At 35.3% G+C, this 18644-nt stretch carries 21 protein-coding genes; 17 read left to right on the forward strand and 4 right to left on the reverse strand.

Features of this window, described 5'->3' with window-relative positions:
• Positions 1-66 precede the first annotated feature (66 nt).
• On the reverse strand, positions 67-270 hold the full coding sequence (locus tag ABC228_RS05400; RefSeq protein ID WP_345824061.1) for a Spo0E family sporulation regulatory protein-aspartic acid phosphatase: 204 nt from the start codon (positions 268-270) through the stop codon (positions 67-69).
• A 231-nt stretch (positions 271-501) separates the two neighbouring features.
• Between ABC228_RS05400 and lepB the strand changes: the two genes are divergently transcribed.
• The 4 genes from lepB to ABC228_RS05420 all read left to right on the forward strand — a co-directional run bounded on the left by lepB (position 502) and on the right by ABC228_RS05420 (position 3896).
• On the forward strand, positions 502-1026 hold the full coding sequence (gene lepB, locus ABC228_RS05405; RefSeq protein WP_345824062.1) for a signal peptidase I: 525 nt from the start codon (positions 502-504) through the stop codon (positions 1024-1026).
• A gap of 314 nt (positions 1027-1340) precedes the next feature.
• The gene (locus ABC228_RS05410; RefSeq protein ID WP_345824063.1) at positions 1341-2501 is read left to right on the forward strand and encodes a zinc ribbon domain-containing protein; all 1161 of its coding nucleotides are present in this window, start codon (positions 1341-1343) and stop codon (positions 2499-2501) included.
• A gap of 24 nt (positions 2502-2525) precedes the next feature.
• Positions 2526-3665, forward strand: a complete 1140-nt coding sequence (locus tag ABC228_RS05415) for a S1C family serine protease (RefSeq protein ID WP_345824064.1) — start codon at positions 2526-2528, stop codon at positions 3663-3665.
• 102 nt (positions 3666-3767) lie between these two features.
• Entirely contained in the window at positions 3768-3896 is a 129-nt protein-coding gene (locus ABC228_RS05420; RefSeq protein ID WP_345824065.1) for a YjcZ family sporulation protein, read from the forward strand.
• Positions 3897-3989: 93 nt separating this feature from the next.
• Here the strand turns inward: ABC228_RS05420 and ABC228_RS05425 are convergent, their stop codons facing one another.
• Positions 3990-5939: an EAL domain-containing protein gene (locus ABC228_RS05425; RefSeq protein ID WP_345824066.1), complete on the reverse strand. Its 1950-nt coding sequence runs from the start codon at positions 5937-5939 to the stop codon at positions 3990-3992.
• Positions 5940-5970: 31 nt separating this feature from the next.
• Positions 5971-7335 (reverse strand): TrkH family potassium uptake protein, encoded by a 1365-nt coding sequence (locus ABC228_RS05430; RefSeq protein ID WP_345824067.1) that lies wholly within the window; start codon positions 7333-7335, stop codon positions 5971-5973.
• A gap of 207 nt (positions 7336-7542) precedes the next feature.
• Here ABC228_RS05430 and ABC228_RS05435 point away from each other — a divergent pair, with 207 nt between their 5' ends.
• The 3 genes from ABC228_RS05435 (at position 7543) to ABC228_RS05445 (ending at position 11536) form a co-directional block, all read left to right on the forward strand.
• Positions 7543-8649 (forward strand): CdaR family transcriptional regulator, encoded by a 1107-nt coding sequence (locus ABC228_RS05435; RefSeq protein ID WP_345824068.1) that lies wholly within the window; start codon positions 7543-7545, stop codon positions 8647-8649.
• Positions 8650-8798: 149 nt separating this feature from the next.
• Entirely contained in the window at positions 8799-10211 is a 1413-nt protein-coding gene (gene glcD / locus ABC228_RS05440) for a glycolate oxidase subunit GlcD (RefSeq protein WP_345824069.1), read from the forward strand.
• Positions 10208-11536 (forward strand): (Fe-S)-binding protein, encoded by a 1329-nt coding sequence (locus ABC228_RS05445; protein WP_345824070.1) that lies wholly within the window; start codon positions 10208-10210, stop codon positions 11534-11536. Before glcD ends, ABC228_RS05445 begins: the two co-directional genes overlap by 4 nt.
• Before the next feature lie 86 nt (positions 11537-11622).
• Here the strand turns inward: ABC228_RS05445 and ABC228_RS05450 are convergent, their stop codons facing one another.
• Positions 11623-12033, reverse strand: coding sequence for a YwpF family protein (locus ABC228_RS05450; protein WP_345824071.1), 411 nt, complete (start codon positions 12031-12033; stop codon positions 11623-11625).
• 105 nt (positions 12034-12138) lie between these two features.
• Between ABC228_RS05450 and ABC228_RS05455 the strand changes: the two genes are divergently transcribed.
• From ABC228_RS05455 to ABC228_RS05500, 10 genes are all read left to right on the forward strand, one after another.
• Positions 12139-12318 carry a hypothetical protein gene (locus tag ABC228_RS05455; RefSeq protein WP_345824072.1) on the forward strand — a complete coding sequence of 60 codons (180 nt, stop codon included), beginning with the start codon at positions 12139-12141 and terminating at the stop codon, positions 12316-12318.
• 101 nt (positions 12319-12419) lie between these two features.
• Positions 12420-13157 (forward strand): hypothetical protein, encoded by a 738-nt coding sequence (locus ABC228_RS05460; protein WP_345824074.1) that lies wholly within the window; start codon positions 12420-12422, stop codon positions 13155-13157.
• Between the two features lie 163 nt (positions 13158-13320).
• The gene (locus tag ABC228_RS05465; protein WP_345824075.1) at positions 13321-13527 is read left to right on the forward strand and encodes a DUF1657 domain-containing protein; all 207 of its coding nucleotides are present in this window, start codon (positions 13321-13323) and stop codon (positions 13525-13527) included.
• Positions 13528-13584: 57 nt separating this feature from the next.
• Positions 13585-14052 carry a YhcN/YlaJ family sporulation lipoprotein gene (locus ABC228_RS05470; protein ID WP_345824077.1) on the forward strand — a complete coding sequence of 156 codons (468 nt, stop codon included), beginning with the start codon at positions 13585-13587 and terminating at the stop codon, positions 14050-14052.
• Between the two features lie 21 nt (positions 14053-14073).
• A complete protein-coding gene (gene spoVAC / locus ABC228_RS05475; protein ID WP_345824078.1) occupies positions 14074-14553 on the forward strand; it encodes a stage V sporulation protein AC in 480 nt (159 codons plus the stop codon).
• On the forward strand, positions 14553-15569 hold the full coding sequence (spoVAD, locus tag ABC228_RS05480; RefSeq protein ID WP_345824079.1) for a stage V sporulation protein AD: 1017 nt from the start codon (positions 14553-14555) through the stop codon (positions 15567-15569). Before spoVAC ends, spoVAD begins: the two co-directional genes overlap by 1 nt.
• Positions 15569-15919, forward strand: a complete 351-nt coding sequence (gene spoVAE / locus ABC228_RS05485; protein WP_345824165.1) for a stage V sporulation protein AE — start codon at positions 15569-15571, stop codon at positions 15917-15919. The genes spoVAD and spoVAE overlap by 1 nt, the downstream gene beginning before the upstream one ends.
• Before the next feature lie 21 nt (positions 15920-15940).
• Positions 15941-16144 carry a DUF1657 domain-containing protein gene (locus ABC228_RS05490; protein WP_345824080.1) on the forward strand — a complete coding sequence of 68 codons (204 nt, stop codon included), beginning with the start codon at positions 15941-15943 and terminating at the stop codon, positions 16142-16144.
• 15 nt (positions 16145-16159) lie between these two features.
• The gene (locus ABC228_RS05495; RefSeq protein ID WP_345824081.1) at positions 16160-17017 is read left to right on the forward strand and encodes a DUF421 domain-containing protein; all 858 of its coding nucleotides are present in this window, start codon (positions 16160-16162) and stop codon (positions 17015-17017) included.
• Positions 17018-17120: 103 nt separating this feature from the next.
• Positions 17121-18644 carry a spore germination protein gene (locus ABC228_RS05500; protein ID WP_345824082.1) on the forward strand — a complete coding sequence of 508 codons (1524 nt, stop codon included), beginning with the start codon at positions 17121-17123 and terminating at the stop codon, positions 18642-18644.

Here is an 18644-nt window from a genome sequence, read left to right on the forward strand (position 1 = left end):
TGTGGCCATAGCTATAGTGGGATAATGCTTCCTATTTGCATATCCCTCCTATTAGCCATATGATAGTTATTGCAGTTTTATTTTCTCTTTTTCTGATTCTAAAGAATCAAAATCATTTTCTCTAACCTTTTCATAAATATTTAATAAACGGTCTAACTCTTGACTAAGTGCAATTGATTCTAAACTCGTAATACCTTGTGTTAATGCAGTATTACTCATTTTCTTCCGAAGTGATTCTATCTTCTTTAGTAGCTTGTCAGTATCGTACATAAATATATTACAATACCTCCTTTACTATTTATATTACTTTAGCATAGAAAAGCTATCAAAAACAATTGAATATTAATTATTTGTAAATTATTTTTCTAAAACAAAAATATTTATTAACGTTGTTATACCTAATTTATTGGTATAATTGAATTAGTAATAAGATAACAGCTACACATATCTTTATTCCAAATGAATAACAAGAATTGTTAAAATGAGAAAGGAATGTCTTCTTTGGCCAAAAAGAAAGGAAAAAACGAATGGGTTGAATGGGGCAAAGCAATAGTAATTGCCATCATTCTTGCGTTTTTATTACGATCATTTATATTTGCGACTTCTATTGTTGAAGGTGATAGTATGGATCCTACCCTTCAAGACGGAGAGCGCGTTATTTTTAATAAATTCGTTTATCTAATAGGTGAACCTAACAGAGGAGATATTGTCATTATCCAACGCCCAGAAAAGAATTATGTTAAGCGAATCATTGGATTACCAGGTGAAACCATCGAAATCAAAAACCATCAGCTCTATGTAAACAATGAACTATATGATCAACGATTCTTAACAGAGGATGCAAAAAATCATACTGGAAATTATGGTCCAATCACAATTCCTGAAGGTCGTTATTTCGTGATGGGTGATAACCGATCTATAAGTAAAGATTCTAGAAATGGGCTAGGATTTATCATGGAGGATGAAATTATTGGTAAATCTGAGTTTGTCTTTTACCCATTTACTGAAATAGCCAAGACAAGATGACAATCCACAGAAGATGATAAAGGTCCATTCTACACATGGACCTTTTTTGTATTACAAATCTGTCTTACTTTTCATTATCCAATATACAGAACCCTATATTCATTAGTAAGACTAGAAAACAAATTACTCCAAAAACTGTTTCCCACATGACTAAGAGCACCTCCTAATAATAGCTTATGTATAATTCTCTATTTTAAAAATGATATCAACCTTTTCTATCATACCAATTTCCAATGCCTAAATAAAGAAAAATATGTTAAGATAGACATAAAATAATTGTAGTATTATAGCGAAATCAGGAAGCGGGTGATAACATGTTACACTGTCCTTATTGTGGTTCAGTTGTAAAGGAAGAAGAACAATTTTGCGTTAGTTGTGGAGAAGAGCTTCCCGAGGATATTAATGAACGCTATACGAATAAGAAACATTATAAGAAGCTTTGGGTGATGCCATTTATCACACTTGTTATGGTATTACTAGCAGTTAGCTTATATCAGGGTTACTTACAAAAGCAAACATCGCAAGCAAAACAAAATTATGAGCTTGGTGAGAAAAGTCTAGCAGAGGAAGATTATGATGCTGCAAAAGATTACTTCACAAAAGCGCTTGATGAAAAGTCAAATTTCAAACAAGGCAAGACCGCACTTGAATTTGTAAAGAACGCATTAGCGATTAAAGATAGTATAGTAGAATCAACAAAAGAACTGGAAGAAAATAATTTTCAATCTGCACTTACACTATTAAATGATGCTGAAGCATCATTAAAGAATTATAATGGTGCTGCGACTACAAATCTTGTCGATGATATCGTCCTACAACGCAGCACTGTAAAGCTAGAACAACTAAAAGCTCTCCTTGAGGAAAATCCATCAATTGATGAACTCAAAGTATTACTATGGGAAGCTGATGCCATTAAGTCAGATGAAGCAGTTCAAATTACCGAATCCATCCGAAATCAAATTATTGACTTCAGCTATACCAAAGCCAGTGAGCAACTCTCTATGAAGCAATTTAGTGATGCGCAATTAATTGTAGAAGACGGATTAAAATATGCACCTAATTCTGAGAAACTCCTTAGCTTAAAGACCACGATTGAAAAGGAAAAGGTGTCTTTTGAAGTTACACAGCAAGAGCGAATACAGCAAGCTCTTGATACCGCTGAAGAAGAACGCGAAATGAATGAAAATGATGCAGTGGAATTAATTTCTGTTGACATTGAAAACGATGAACAAGGTAACTTAGTTGTAAAGGGCGAAGTGAAAAGCGTCGCTACGATTCCTATTAACTCCGTGCTTGTAGAATATTCATTATTAACAAATGAAAACGAATTTTTATCCAATACTGTTTATGTGTATCCAGATACCCTTTACCCGAATGAAACAGGTAAATTTGAATTTACTCACTATGACATTAAAGAAAATGTTAAGGAAATGGATATTAACGTTAAGAAAATTACCTGGTATACAAACTATTAAGCGAGTTTACGGAGTGATAATATAATGCAATCAATACGAAAACTACCAATAATAGCCGCAATCGCCATCATAGTCATGGGGGTTGGGACTCTTGTCTACCTTTATTTCTCCTGGCAAGCAAAGGATTTGACCATAAATAATCCGATTATTGAAAAGCTTGATTTAGATGAAACAGAAGTAGATTTAAAGACGATTATTCATGAAGCTGAAAAGAATGTGGTCCAAATTGAAGCTCAAAATGAGCATAGCACAGTAACTGGGTCTGGATTTCTCTTTAATGAAAAAGGGGATATCATTACAAACGCCCATGTGATTAAGGGGGCTGAAACGATCCATGTCCGTACAGCAAATGCTCGAATATATCCGGCTGCTGTAATAGGAAGTGGAGATACCACAGATGTAGCTGTTATCCGTGTACCACAATTAGCTGGTGAAACTGGATTAACGCTCGATAAAGATTCTTTAGCAGAGACTGGTGATGAGGTAATTGCGCTAGGGAGTCCACATGGATTTCAAAACACAGTGACACTTGGAATTATCTCTGGTACTGAAAGAGATTTTTCAGTTGATGGATTTGACTATAATAACGTATATCAAATCTCTGCACAAATAACACATGGGAATAGTGGTGGACCTTTAATAAATCGAACAACCGGTAAAGTAGTCGGAATTAACTCTGTCGGCACACAGGATGGGACGATAGGATTTAGCATTCCGATATTAGATGTGATTAATGATATCGAAACTTGGTCAAATGAAGCACAAAATGATCAATTGACATTCACAAATACAGAAGAGCTACTAAACTCACTTGATGAAGAGCAATTTATACTTGATGCGGAATATGTGATGGAATACTTTTTAGACAGTATTATTATTCGAGATTATGTTGGTGCATACTCATTATTGGGTGATACCATGCAGTCTAGTACATCTTATTCAAGCTTTCGTGAAGGCTATATCCAAATAATGGATGTTAAATACACCCATCTTTCAACAGAAATTAAAGAAAACAATCAAGCTATCGTTACCGTCGATATAAATCTAACAAAGAATCAACCAAATGAAGAAGAAACAATCGACGAAAATTATCAATATCAATTTACAATTGGTTATGAAAATGACCAGCTAAAAATTATTAAGCTAGAGACCACCCAAGAATAACATGTTATCCACTCCCATAAGAAGGAATCAGTAACTAGGTAAACGTCCAATCATATTTGGGTGATTATCATATAGTATTACTGTAGTTTGGGAGGTGATGATATGCATAACGTTGGATATTGTGGATGTGGCTACGGTTACGGTGGATATGGTAACACGGGTAACACGTTTGCATTAATTGTTGTTTTGTTTATATTGCTTATTATAGTTGGTGCAGCCTATTATAATTAATCAGATGAACATTTTTGTTTTATGGGGCATTCCCCATTCTGTTTTGATAGATAAAGAAGAAGCTTGTGCACGAAATGCACAGGCTTCATTTATTTAAGCGAAGAATTTTATTAGTTGATTAGCTGGCAAGGGTTTACTTAAGAAATACCCTTGCATTTCATCACAGCGCTCATTTGTTAGGAATGTCAATTGTTCCATTGTCTCTACACCCTCTGCTATTACTTTCATGTTTAAGGAGTGGGACATATGTATGATTGATTTAACAATTGCTTGGTTTTCTTTTTGCTGCTCATTTAAAAACATTTTATCTATCTTTAATTTAGCAATTGGGAACGTACTTAAATACTTAAAGGATGAGTATCCTGTACCGAAATCATCAATGGATACTAATACACCTATAGAATTTAAAGCATGTAATGTCTGTAATATGACTTCTTCATTTGACATCGCCATACTCTCTGTAATTTCAAGTTCTAAATAACATGGATCAAGGCCAGTTTCATCCAGAATATCTCCAATCTTTTCAACAAGATTACGTTGGTGAAATTGCTTTGCCGATAAATTGACACTCACTGTTATCGGTCTGTACCCTTTATCCTGCCATTCTTTATTTTGTCGACAAGCTTCTGCAAGGACCCAATCCCCGATATCAATAATTAAGCCTGTTTTTTCAGCTAACGGAATAAATTCAGTGGGACCAATGTAGCCTTTTTCAGGGTGATTCCATCGTAATAAAGCCTCAAGTCCAACAACTTCATCATTCAATAAATTCTTCTGCGGTTGGTAGTGCAGCTCAAATTGTCCTTCCTTTAAGGCTCTCCTTAGCTCCGATTCCATCGTTAGCATGATTTTGAAATTTTCTGATATAGAAGATTCAAAAAGTTTATAATAATTGCGATGCTTCTCTTTAATAACGTACATTGCTGAATCAGCATGCTTAATTAAATCTGATGCATTCGTTCCATTTTCCGGAAAAACACTTATTCCTATACTTACTGTCGTATAAATCTCATATTCATTAATTTTAATTGGATTCTCAAATTCAGCAATGAGATATTCTGCAAGCTGAACGGCTTCGTCCTTCGACGTATTACGCTGTAATATTAAAAACTCATCTCCACTTAATCTAGCAATAAAGGTGTCCATTTGCTGAAATGTTTTTAATCTTTTCGCACAAGCTTTTAACAGTTCATCACCAAATGAATAGCCTAAGGTATCATTTATCTCTTTAAAATAATCAAGATCCAAAAAGAATACCGCAAGTGATTCCTCTCTATTATTAGCTTGTTGAACAGCTTCTTTTAGTACCTTGTTAAAAAAGTTACGATTGGGTAAATCCGTCAATTCATCATAATAAGCCATATATTCTATTTTGTTTTCATTTTCAATTCGTTCTGTAATATCTTTAACACTTGCTAGTCGGACTACCGTGCCATTGTCATTATAAGGATATTCTAAAATTTCAATATGAAATATTGTTCCATCCTTCTTAATACCTCTTAGCTCCAATACCCCTTCAATAGCTAGGTGTTCAAAATCAGCTAGTTTTTCAAAGCTTTTTGGATCAATTAATTGTTCCATTGCTTTTCCGATAATTTCTTTTCTCGTATATCCAAACATTGCGGCAAATGTATCATCACAATCAATTATTTGACTCTCACCATAAAGAACAATTCCTTCTAAGGTTGAGTTCATTAGTTTATTGATATATCGCTTAATCTCATCTGCTTTATCTTGGATTGACAATTCATGTAAGACTAGGCAATACATTTCTTCACTCACTCGGAGGGATTTCACCTCGAGTAGTGTATGACTCGAGTTCTTTAATTCCATTAACAAGTGAGATTCCTTCGCTCCTCTTAGTAATTCAAAATCTAAATAGTCTGCTATTGATTTATTGTTCATTAAATCCATATCTAAGATAGAACAAGCCTCATGGTTGCCATTTATGATAGAGCCATCATCTTTTACGAACAATATGGCTTCGCTAAAAAAAGATAATAGCTGATTATCTAAAGGTAAAGCTACTTGATCATTTTTCATAATGATTTCTCCTCACTTGTTAACAGTATTATTATCCAATACTTATTCGTTCCTTCGGATAATGATAATCCCCAGTTTTTCGTGTTTTCTTAAACATAAATAGAAACGTTATAATCCCTACCCTACCTATAAACATTAATATCATCAAAATAATCTTTGTAAAGGTTGATAACTCACCTGATATGCCTAAGGATAAACCAACTGTACCAAAGGCTGATGTTACTTCAAACATTATCTGGGTAATGGAAAACGGCTCAACAATCATAATAAGAAGAACGGAAATAAAAACTAATAGCATAGCCATAAACGTTACAGTTACAGCTTTCATTAGGTCTTCTTCATGTACTTCTCGTCTAAATATTCGTATACTATTGCCACCTCGAGCATATGTAATGATAAATATAATAACTAGTGCAAAGGTAGTTGTTCGAATACCACCACCTGCACTACTAGGTGAAGCACCAATAAACATTAGGAAGGACATAAACAAGTGATTCTGTTCTGTTAGTTGGCTTACGTCCATTGTAGATAATCCACCACTTCTAGTTGTAACAGATTGAAACAACGAATAAAAGATGTTTTCATGCCAAGATTTATTCGCAAAGAAATGATTCATATCTAGTAAGTAAATAATGATTGACCCTGTTACAATTAGAATCAAAAACGTTAGGGTGGTTAGCTTTGTAAACAAGCTAAAGTGCACGGACATTCGACTATCGTATCGAGCAAATAAAAAATTCTTTACCTCAATTAATACTGGAAAGCCAATTGCCCCAAAAATGATAAGTAACATATTTATAAACTGAACAAAGTAATCATCCTTATATGGAATTAATGATTGTCCAGTAATATCAAAGCCACCATTGGTTACTGCACTAATTGTACTAAAAAAACCATGAAGATAGGCTTCAGAAGCAGTATGGTAGTAATTTAAAAAATATGTACCTAAAATCAAAAATGCCATTGTCTCGACAGTTAGAAGTACCAAAAGAATTTGCTTGATTAATCGCACCATACCCTCAAAACTAGTCTGGTTCTGGTCAGTCATAATCAATCGTCTTTCTTTCAAGCCTATTTTTCTACCTAACAACAGCCATATAAAAGTACCAATAGCCATTACACCGACAGCGCCAAACTGTAAAATAAGTGCAAGAATAAATATTCCTGGTGTACTTAAAGTATCAGCGATGGTTATCGTACTTAATCCTGTAACACTTAAAGCACTAATAGCAGTAAATACGATATCAATAAAAGCTACATCTACCCCATCTTGATATGCGATTGGTAGACATAAAAGTGCTGTAGAAAAAATTGCAGCAATTAAATAAAAGAATAAAATAATACGGACTGGTGATAAATTGTTCAACCAGCGAAAGAATGATTTCGGTAAAATCATAAAGCTTATTACTCCTCAGTTAGCTATTTTGTCTGAAAATAGCTAATCTTACATTTTATTATAACAATGATTATCAAATATTTCCTTCATTTTCGACAATTCAACATAATCCTTATACAATAATAGTACAATATTCAAAAATTATAACGTACAAGCATACATTTGGAAAGCCATTATGTAAAAACCCCTACTTTTGGAGGAAATGAAATGGAATTAACCCGTGAGCTAGGTAAAAAAATTATTAATGAAACAAGAAAGCTAATTGATGAGAATATTATTATCGTAAATAAGAACGCCATTATCATTGCAAGCACAGACCCCACTAGAATTGACAAATTTCATGAAGGTGCTCAAATGACCATCCAAAACAATTCCGTTACACTTCTAACTGAAGACCATATTCAAACGATGAAAGGAATTCGTCCAGGTGTCAACTTACCCATTTCTATTAATAATACTGTCATAGGTGTTATAGGGATTACCGGAAATCCTCAAGAGATTATTCCTTTCGCTTCTCTCATGCAAAAAATGACAGAGCTGCTTATTCAGGAAAACATCTATATACAAGAGAACGAATGGCATGCAAGAGCACTTGAAACATACTTTCTAGAATGGATTCAAATGGATGACATTCCAAATGAATTTTTGCATCGTGGTGAATTACTAGGAATTACGTTATCCCCGCCTTTTCGATGTTCTATTGTAAGCCTAAACGGAAATCATATACAAGCAAAGACCGTGGATGATGTCTTGAAATTGTTCAGATTGAAATTAAATTGCCCAGTAATTCGTTGGGGCAATAGTCGGCTCATACTCATTACCGAAGAAGTCCATCCTCAAGCAATAGTAAATCTACAGCATCAGTTACAATCAGCCCAAAACTATATTCAATCGACTCTTCATGTATCCTTTTCTATTGGAATCGGTACATCTATAAATACGTATCAGATTAAGGAATCGTTTCAAAAAGCGAATAAAGCACTTTCAATTGGTAGAGAAAATAATATGACATATTACGAGGATCTATTATTGGAAGTTTGCCTTGATGACATTAAAACAGATATCCGACATGAATTTCTCGATAAAATTATATCTAAATTTAAAAATGAAGATGCATTAATGAATACACTCAAAATCTATTTAAAAAACAATATGAATCTAACCGAAACCGCAACTGAATTACATATCCATATCAACACGCTACATTATAGGCTTAATCGAATTAAACAGTTAACCGGCTTAAATCCAAAGCACACTTACTCCATTGCACTATTTTATACCGCATTCTACTTTTTAGACAATTACACAAAATAACACGAATTGCCATTGCATTATTTGTATGATTCAACATATGAAAGCGTATGAATATGCTTTAGAATCAAAATTGTATGAAATGGGAATTGTTTTCCCCCTTACCATCGTTTATTTGGTGGAAACACAAACTGTTATATAGGAGAATGCCTATGTTAAATGAGTTTATAAAAAAGGAGCTCCGTAAGATAGTAGGAGCCGATAATGTTCAAGATTCTAATGCTAGTTTACTAGCATATTCCTATGATGCAACACCAGGTTTCCAATCCATGCCTGATTTAATCATTTCACCAAGAAATACAGTTGAAATCTCACAAATTGTGAAGATTTGTAATGAACATGAAATACCAATTGTTCCGAGAGGATCTGGTACAAACTTAAGTGCTGGAACGACTCCTTTACATGGCGGTATTGTTTTGTTAATGAAGCATTTGGACAAAATTATAGAAATTGATGAGGAAAATTTGACTGTTCGAGCACAACCAGGTGTCATCACAGTAGATCTAATACAAGCGGTTGAGGAAAAAGGTCTCTTCTATCCCCCTGATCCTAGTTCCATGAAAATATCACAAATAGGTGGGAACATTAACGAAAACTCAGGGGGACTTCGTGGTTTAAAATATGGTGTAACCCGAGATTATGTTATTGGTCTTGAAATTGTCCTTCCAAATGGGGATATTATTTCTACAGGTGGAAAGCTGGCAAAGGACGTTGCTGGGTATGACTTGACTCGCCTTATTGTTGGTTCTGAGGGAACCTTGGGAATTGTTACGGAGGCTACTCTAAAATTAATTCCGAAGCCAGAGACCAAGAAAACAATGCTAGCTCTATTCCAAAACTTAGATGCAGCCGCTAAATCTGTGTCCGCTATAATTGCCAATCGTATAATTCCAGCAACACTTGAGTTTCTCGATCAACCGACGTTGCAAGCAGTTGAAGACTTTGCTCAAGTCGGTCTTCCTACCACTGTAAAGGCGGTCTTATTAATAGAACAGGATGGGACAGAATCGATTGTTGATCAAGATATGAAGAAAATTGCACATATCTGCCGTGAATATGAAGCAATTGAAGTTTCGATTGCAAAAACAAAAGAGGAAGCCGAAGCCTTAACAACAGCTAGAAGATCTGCATTATCTGCTCTTGCCAGATTACGTCCTACCACGATACTAGAGGATGCAACAGTACCCCGTTCGCAAATTGCGAATATGGTAAAGGCTATTGAAAAAATAGCGAAAAAACATGATATTAGGATTTGTACCTTTGGTCACGCAGGAGATGGAAATTTGCATCCTACATGTTTAACCGATATTAGAGAGAAATCAGAGATGGAACGAGTTGAGAAAGCTTTTGAAGAAATTTTTCAAAAAGCGATTGAATTAGGTGGCACAATTACCGGTGAGCATGGCGTTGGAGCTATGAAGCTTCCTTATCTTCATTTAAAGGTAGGTAATGCTGGAATTGAAATCATGCGAAAACTAAAACATGCATTTGATCCAAACAACATTATGAATCCTGGAAAAGTACTTGCGAAGGCTGATCGTAAAAGAGTGATGATTCACCGATGACCACTCTAGCTAAAAAAGAGCGAATACAGAAGGAATTTAAAGAGAAAATGGATTATGACGAGCTTCTAAACTGCATGAGGTGTGGTTTTTGTCTTCCAAGCTGCCCTACCTATATTGAATCGGGTAATGATGAAGCACATTCACCTAGGGGAAGAATCGCACTAATGAAAGCAGTAGTTGATGGTGTAATTGAACCTGACAATGATGTAAAACGATCACTCGACCTCTGCTTAGGTTGTCGTGCATGTGAACCGGTCTGTCCATCTGGCGTTAAATATGGTCATCTTTTAGAACAAGCAAGAGATATTATTTATCAAAATAAGAAGCAATCATTAGCTGAAAAGACTGCGAGAGGGATTGTTTTTAACAAGCTGTTTCCAAACCAAAAACAAGTCATTAATGCAACAAGCTTACTTAGTTTTTATCAGCACTCTGGATTACAAAAGATTGCAAGAGGTATCGGATTTATGAAGCTTTTTCCTGAATCACTACAAACAATGGAAAAAGTCCTTCCTTCCGTCCCGAAGCGAAAAGAATTAAAAAATCGGCCATCAAATCTACCTGCTCTTCAAGAAAAAAAGAAACGGGTTGCATTCTTTTCAGGCTGTTTAATGGACACCATTTTTATGGCTACCAATGATGCAACCATGACGCTGCTTCAGTATGCTGGATGTGAAATTGTTGTGCCTCATACGCAAAATTGCTGTGGTGCACTCCATGGTCATAGTGGTGAACGAGAAAAAGCCAAAGAAATGGCAAAAAGAAACATCATCGCATTTGAACATACAAAAGCCGATTATATTATAACAAACGCAGGTGGTTGCGGAGCTTTTTTAGTCGATTATGGCTATTTGTTAAAGGATGATCCAGAGTGGTCCATTCGTGCTGGTTTATTCTCAGACAAAATCAAGGACATTACCAGTATATTGTATGACTTGGATTTTCACCATGAGAATTTAGAACTTGAAGAACAGATTGTTACGTATCAGGATTCCTGCCACCTGAAAAATGGTCAAAAAACGTATGAAGAACCAAGGAAGCTTATTCAATCTATCCGTGGTGTCAATTATGTTGAAATGAAGGAAGCAAGCCGTTGTTGCGGATCTGCTGGCATTTATAACATCGTAGAATCTGAAATGTCGATGAAGATATTAGATCATAAAATGAAACAAACGAAACAAACAAAAGCAAAGACCGTTATTACAGCCAATCCTGGATGCCTACTACAAATGAAGCTTGGAATCGAACGTGAAGGACTTTCTAGTACGATGCGAGCAGTACACATCGTAGACTTCTTACTAGAAGCATATAAAACCAATCATTAAAATTAGTTTATTGTGGTGTATGGATTGTCAACACAAGCAATTTGAAAATAATAAGTTGGCTAGGCTACTTTGTCTAGCCTTTTTGGTCATAGTTGCTTCTTAAATCTTTCAAGAAGCTCCTCTCCCTGATACCCCTGTTCAATCAACTCCCCTAACATCTCTTCAATCTTACTTTTTCGTTTATCGACTATTGTTCCAATTAAAATAACACTAATATAATCATTAATATTATTTAAGCTATCAATCGTTGTAATAAAAGTAGCTGGATCATTTGTATCCTTAGAAATTCTAACTTCAACTAATACCTGCTCCTGCCTTTGGCGTAATTCATTGAAATAATCTAAGTAATCTACTTCAAGAAACGCTTCAATCAGCCAATTACTTTTATCGTCCTCCCGATTAATAATTAAGCCATCCACTAACGTGGTATCTTTCTTACTTATTTCTTCATTTTCACTTTCTATTACTTGAAGTGACTTTAACTTAAAAGTCTTCATACGCTCCCTCCTTTTCCTTTTTTAATTAAGTGTAACAAAATTCATGAATGAATGATAACTATTTTCTCCTTAACACATACTAAATAAAAAATAGGAGGTATTACTATGTTATCAGTGTTTATTACCATAGTAATTGTCGTATCACTAATATTATTCCTCGTTATACGCGCTAATCGTTTGAATTTAAAAAACCAAGCTTTAACGATTGCTGATAATGATGCCTTACAGAAGGATTATCTATCACATGGCACTCGCAAAAATATTGAAGATCCTAAAAAGTTATAGACATATCATCAAACATAATCTTCTTTCATTATTACAGAAGCCAAGCAATAATGTATAATAGTAAGTATTCAAAAAAGTTGAATTTCATGTACAGGAGTGTAATGATGCAAAAATTACTTGGCTTCTTATTATTGCTACTATTAGGTATAACTGGATGTTCCAACGACCAACCAGCAATTGTAAAGGTTGATACACCACCAGATAAGGTTTCTGAAGAACCAGAGCTCGTTGAAGAAGTTTCAGAGGATGAGGAAGAAGTTGATGAGTTTATTGAATTTCCTTTAGAAGACGAGGTCGTCCGAGTAAATTTGAATCGCGTACCAATATTACAAGCATATCTGCAGGCTGCTTCCAATAGACAAAATGTAATTGAAACAATGAAAATCGAACGAATAACTAGTAATGATGAAACAAATATGTATTTATTAGCTTTTTCCTGTAAAAATCTGCAATGCTCCTACCTGTTACTTGATGAAACGGTTGAGAATTCTGGATTTCTTGTTGCTGATTTAGCGTCTTTTGAAACCTCCAGTTTATCACCCGACCAGACAAAGTTGCTATTAAAATTTAATCGACAATCCACCCTAAAGCTTCCTGTATCTGATATTGTAGTGATTGATTTAAAAAATTGGGAAGAGTTATCACTTCAAAATACAGATGAAATAAATGATATCCTTGACTTCCAATGGCCTATACTGGGAGCAGACTGGGTGAACGATGAAACGATATCAATTTCAATTCCTGATATTCTACAACTGACTACTGAACAATTGGAGTATTGGGAGTTACATAATAATGCAACAAACGATATTTTATTCCAGATAGAAAATGAAAGCTAATTCCCATTTTTTTACCGGGATAAATGTAAGCTTTCGGCAAATAACTAAAGGTGTTCCAATATGGAACATCTTTTTTCTTTTTTGGTAAGACTTAGTACGTATATTTCCCTTGCGTATCAGAAAGCTATATAATGTAACGCTACTTTAAAGGAGGATCTCTCTAATGACTGTAGGTAGCCAAATGAAACAAGCTGTTGCTGGATTAAAGAGTGTTCAAGCAAGCTTTGAACAGTTTGCCTTGCAAACAGAAAACAAGCAAGCCAAGAAGTTATATGAGCAAGCTGCTCAACAAACTCAAAGTATTCTTCAATCTGTTGAACCACGTGTACAACAAATCGAGCAAGAGGAGCCACAATATAAAGGATTTTAATGACAAGCGGGAGAGTCCTCTCTCCCCTTCTATACTTAATGGAATTTAGGTGAAAAAATGTTTACAAACCGATTTCTTATTATAGTTGGTCTCATTTCACTTTTGCTAACTGGCTGTGGAAATGAAACAGGAAAACAATCCGGCACAAAAAATTCGGTAAACATTACAAACATTTCCAATCAAAATGTTTATGATCAGGAACCTTCAAACAAAGCAAAAAAACTTTTAGCAGCAAAAAAGAATGTGACTGCTATAGATGCGGTCAATACAGATAAGAAAATGATAATCGCGATTGAAGTACCACATCATGAACGATTTCAATTAAAAGACATTAGAGACAAGCTAACAAAGGAATTGAAGAAACAGTTTAAACAAGAAGAGATTACAGTTGAACTTTCTACAGATCAAAAGATAATTTGGGAGCTTGAGAAATTGGAAGAGAAATTGCAAAAAAACAACATTTCTAATAAAGAACTAAAGAAGGAAATCAAGCGAATTAGTAAGCTCATGAAAGAGCAAACATAATTTGGAAAGAAGGGATTATAGATGGCAGATAAAAAGAAAAAGAACCTACCACCCGAAGCGCAACGGTATCAATCCTTTCAAGACAAACGAGAGGTTAAACGACCTATTATTAAAAACTGTATGAAAGCTTTTTTCGTAGGTGGTTTTATATGTTTTATCGGCCAACTCATTTCCACATTTTACATTTACTTTTTTAATTTCACCGAGCAAACTGCTGGTAATCCTACTACAGCGACACTAATTTTCATTACTATGATTTTAACTGGTTTTGGATTTTATGATCGAATTGGTCAGTTTGCAGGTGCTGGCTCTGCCGTACCAGTTACAGGGTTTGGTAATGCCGTAATTTCCGCTGCCATTGAACACCGAACAGAAGGTTTTGTTCTAGGTGTCGGAGGAAACATGTTCAAATTAGCTGGTTCCGTTATCTTATTTGGTGTATTCGCTGCATTTGTAGTCGCTCTCATAAAAACAATCATTATTCAATGGGGTGGAATTTAATGCTTACCGGTCATCGTACTTGGTTATTTAAAAATAAACCGGTCATCATTTCAACTGGTACAGTAGGCGGACCTTTTGAGGCAAATGGTAATATTCCACAAGCATTTAACATATTACATGATGATATATGGTTGGAACAGGCTTCCTTTGAAAAAGCCCAGCAAATCATGATGGAGGAAGCATGCCAATATGCCATAAAAAATAGTTCAATTGAAAAAGAACAGGTCTCTTTCTTTATCAGTGGTGACTTAATTAATCAAATTACTCCTACGAGTTTTGCTGCAAAATCAATTGGTACGGGATACTTTGGACTGTTTAGTGCTTGTGCAACTTCAATGGAAAGCTTAGCACTCGCAGCTTTTTTACTAAATAATAATGGTGCTGATTATATCCTAAGTGGTACCTCAAGCCATAATTCTGCAGCTGAGAAACAATTTCGTTATCCTACTGAATATGGTGGACAAAAGCCACCCACTGCACAATGGACTGTAACAGGTGCTGGCTGTGCACTACTAGCAAAAAATGGAGAAGGTCCTCGTGTAACTTCAGCTACTATTGGTAAAATCGTCGATATGGGAATGTCTGACCCATTTAATATGGGTGGCGCTATGGCTCCAGCTGCAGTAGACACCATTTTAACGCATTTAAGGGAAAGGAATGTAGACGCCTCATACTATGACCTAATTATTACCGGGGACTTAGGCCATATTGGAAGAGAAGTCGCACTTGATTTACTCCACAAAAACGAAATAAATTTACCACAAGAAAAATTTGTCGATTGTGGTTTAACGATTTACAGAGAGGGACAACCAGTATTGGCAGGAGCAAGTGGACCAGCATGCTCAGCAATTGTTACTTATGGCCATTTTTTAGAACTCATGAAGAAAGGTGAATTGGATAAAATACTTGTTGTTGCCACTGGAGCCCTTCACTCCCCTTTAAGTATTAACCAAAAGGACCCGATACTTTGTATCGCTCATGCTGTATCAATTGAATCAGGAAGTGATAATACATGATGATATTTTTATGGGCATTTGTTGTAGGTGGAATCATCTGTGTGATTGGTCAAATCATGTTTGATGTATTCAAACTTTCACCCGGTCACACATTAAGTATATTAGTCGTTGCTGGTGCAATATTGGATGGATTTGGATTGTATGAACCGTTAATCGATTTCGCTGGGGCAGGAGCAACTGTCCCGATTACTAGCTTTGGTAATTCATTAGTTCATGGTGCAATGCAGGAAGCAGAAAAACACGGAATAATTGGTGTTATAACAGGTATGTTTGAGGTAACAAGCTCAGGTATATCTGCAGCTATCATCTTCGGAATGATAGGTGCACTTATTTTTAAACCAAAAGGGTAAGGTTTTTAGGAGGGATAATAGATGACAGTTGGTTCACAAGTGAAAACCTGTTATACAAGCATAAAGGGTATTGAAGCAGGTTTGGGAATCCTCAGAGCTCAGACGAATGAAGCAAATGCTCGAAATGCTTACCACGAAACCGAAGCATTAATAAGTGAAATAAAGCAGGATTTAGAAAAACAAGTTCTGAAGCTAGCAAGAGAAGAACCACAGTACAACCAATAGAAAGGACATAATGTCATGCCAGATTGGATTCAAATTATTATTAGATCTGTTTCACTGCTTATCATTTTATTTCTACTAACGAAATGGCTTGGAACGAAGCAGCTATCCCAATTAAATATTTTTGAATATATTTCTGGTGTTGTATTAGGGGGCATTGTTGCTATCCATGTTAGTACGTTAGAAAGTCCCTTTTACTATGCCCTGCTTGCCATGTTCATTTGGTTCATTTTTCCTTATATCGTTGAATTATTATCTTTAAAGAGCAAAGCTTTTCGAAATTTTGCTCAAGGAAAGAGCAGAGTATTAATACAAAACGGAAAGATTATGGAGGACAATTTAAAAAAGGAGCATTTCTCAACAGATGACCTGCTTGAAAGCCTTCGAGAAAAGAATGTCTTTAAAGTGGCGGATGTTGAATTCGCTGTATTAGAGCCTACCGGAAAATTAAGTGTTTTACCCAAGAAAGAATATCGACCACTGACAGCTAAGGATATTGGACTAGATATAGCACCCGATCGTGAACCTCAAACTGTGATTATGGATGGAAGGCCGCTACTTGAGCCATTAGCTAATCTCTCATTAAATCCAACTTGGTTGGAAACAGAATTAGAAAAAATGAATGTTAGTATTGAAAATGTATTTCTAGGTCAGGTCGACAGTGATGGACAACTGACAGTAGACTTGTACGACGATAAATTAGCCGTTCCTAGTCCTACACAGAAACCGCAGTTACTTGCTACCATGAAAAAATGCCAAGCAGACTTAGAACTGTTTGCTCTAGCAACGGATAATGAACTAACCAAACAAATGTATCAGCGCAATAGTGAAAAACTACAAAAAGCAATCGATCATATAGCACCTTTTTTACGATAAAACCCTTATTAAGTGACAGGGTTTTATTTTTTGTTAACATTACATAATTTTACCTATTTGGTGGAAACGTAAAAGAAAACAATAGCTGGAGTTGTTGCTCTATATGTTGAAGAAATTACTCAGAAGGTCTTATAGAAATAAAAAGGTAAATAGTGAAAAATCGTCAGAAGAAGAAATAAAACTAAATGAATCCAATATTAATTCTAACCTTAATAAAACCGTTGATTCCTTTAAAACGATATATTCTTACCCTGATAACCAAGATGTTGTATTACGAAACATACATATTTCCGGATCGAATAAAAAGGCAGCGATTCTTTTCATCAATACCATAACAAATGCAAAGTCCATAGAGGATTATGTGATTAGCCCATTACTTCAAAACCAGGATTCCTCGAAACAAATAGATGAAATCATTACCGTTCAATCATTGCAAACCAAAAATAAAATCAGTGAGATTGTTACGCATATTAATAATGGAAATGCTGCTTTATTTGTTGAAGGTGAAAATAAAGCGTATTTACTTGGTGCTACTAACTTTGAAGGTAGAAATGTAGAAAAAGCAGAAAATGAAAATGTTGTAAAGGGATCGAAGGAAGCATTTAATGAAAAATCAGCAACGAATATTTCATTAATACGCAAACGAATTAAAAGTGAAAGTCTTGTAGTAGAGTCCCTAATTATTTCGAAACGATCAAAAAACGATCTGTTTATCGTGTACGAAAAGGACTTAGTGAATGATAAGTTATTGCAAAACGTCAAAGATAGAGTAAATGCCTTAGATGTTGATGCAATTCAAAATCTCAGCTTACTAGAACAACAAATTGAAGAGCGAAAATACTCAATTTTTCCAACAATCTTATACACGGAACGGCCAGATCGTGCTGCTTCTTTTATTGAGGATGGGTATATCGTATTACTAATGGACAATTCACCAGATTCCTTAGTTCTCCCAGCAACTTTTTGGTCATTTTATCACACATCAGAAGATCATTATTTGCGATTTCCTTATGGCAACTTCACTCGATTTTTGCGTATCTTAGCTTTATTTATTTCATTATTTACCTCTTCCCTATATGTAGCAGTAGTAACCTTTCACGCTGAAATGGTTCCCCCTGACCTGCTATTAGCAATTGCAGCAACACGGGAGAAAGTCCCCTTTCCTGCTGCAATTGAAGTATTTATTATGGAAATTGCCTTTGAACTTATTAGGGAAGCAGGATTACGCGTCCCAAGCCCAATTGGACCGACCATTGGTATTGTAGGAGCACTTATTTTAGGGCAGGCTGCCGTTCAGGCAAACATTGTTAGTCCAATCGTTGTTATCATTGTAGCTCTAGGTGGCCTAAGCTCCTTTGCTATTGGTGATATCAGTATGAATTTTACCGTTCGAATAGGCAGATTATTACTATTGTTTGCTGCTAGTTTCATGGGCCTTTATGGCATAACGGCATTATTTACAATGGCGATCTTTTATATGGTTTCTATTAAATCCTTTGGTGTTCCATATTTGTCGCCACTAACACCCAATTACAAATCCTCAAAAGATACTATTTTTAGAAGGGTGCTACAGAAAGAAACCTTCAGGCCTGGCTATTTAAAACCTAAAGATATGACGAAGCGATAA

Origin of the sequence: Ornithinibacillus xuwenensis (assembly GCF_039614845.1) — a bacterium.
GTDB lineage: Bacteria > Bacillota > Bacilli > Bacillales > Amphibacillaceae > Ornithinibacillus > Ornithinibacillus xuwenensis.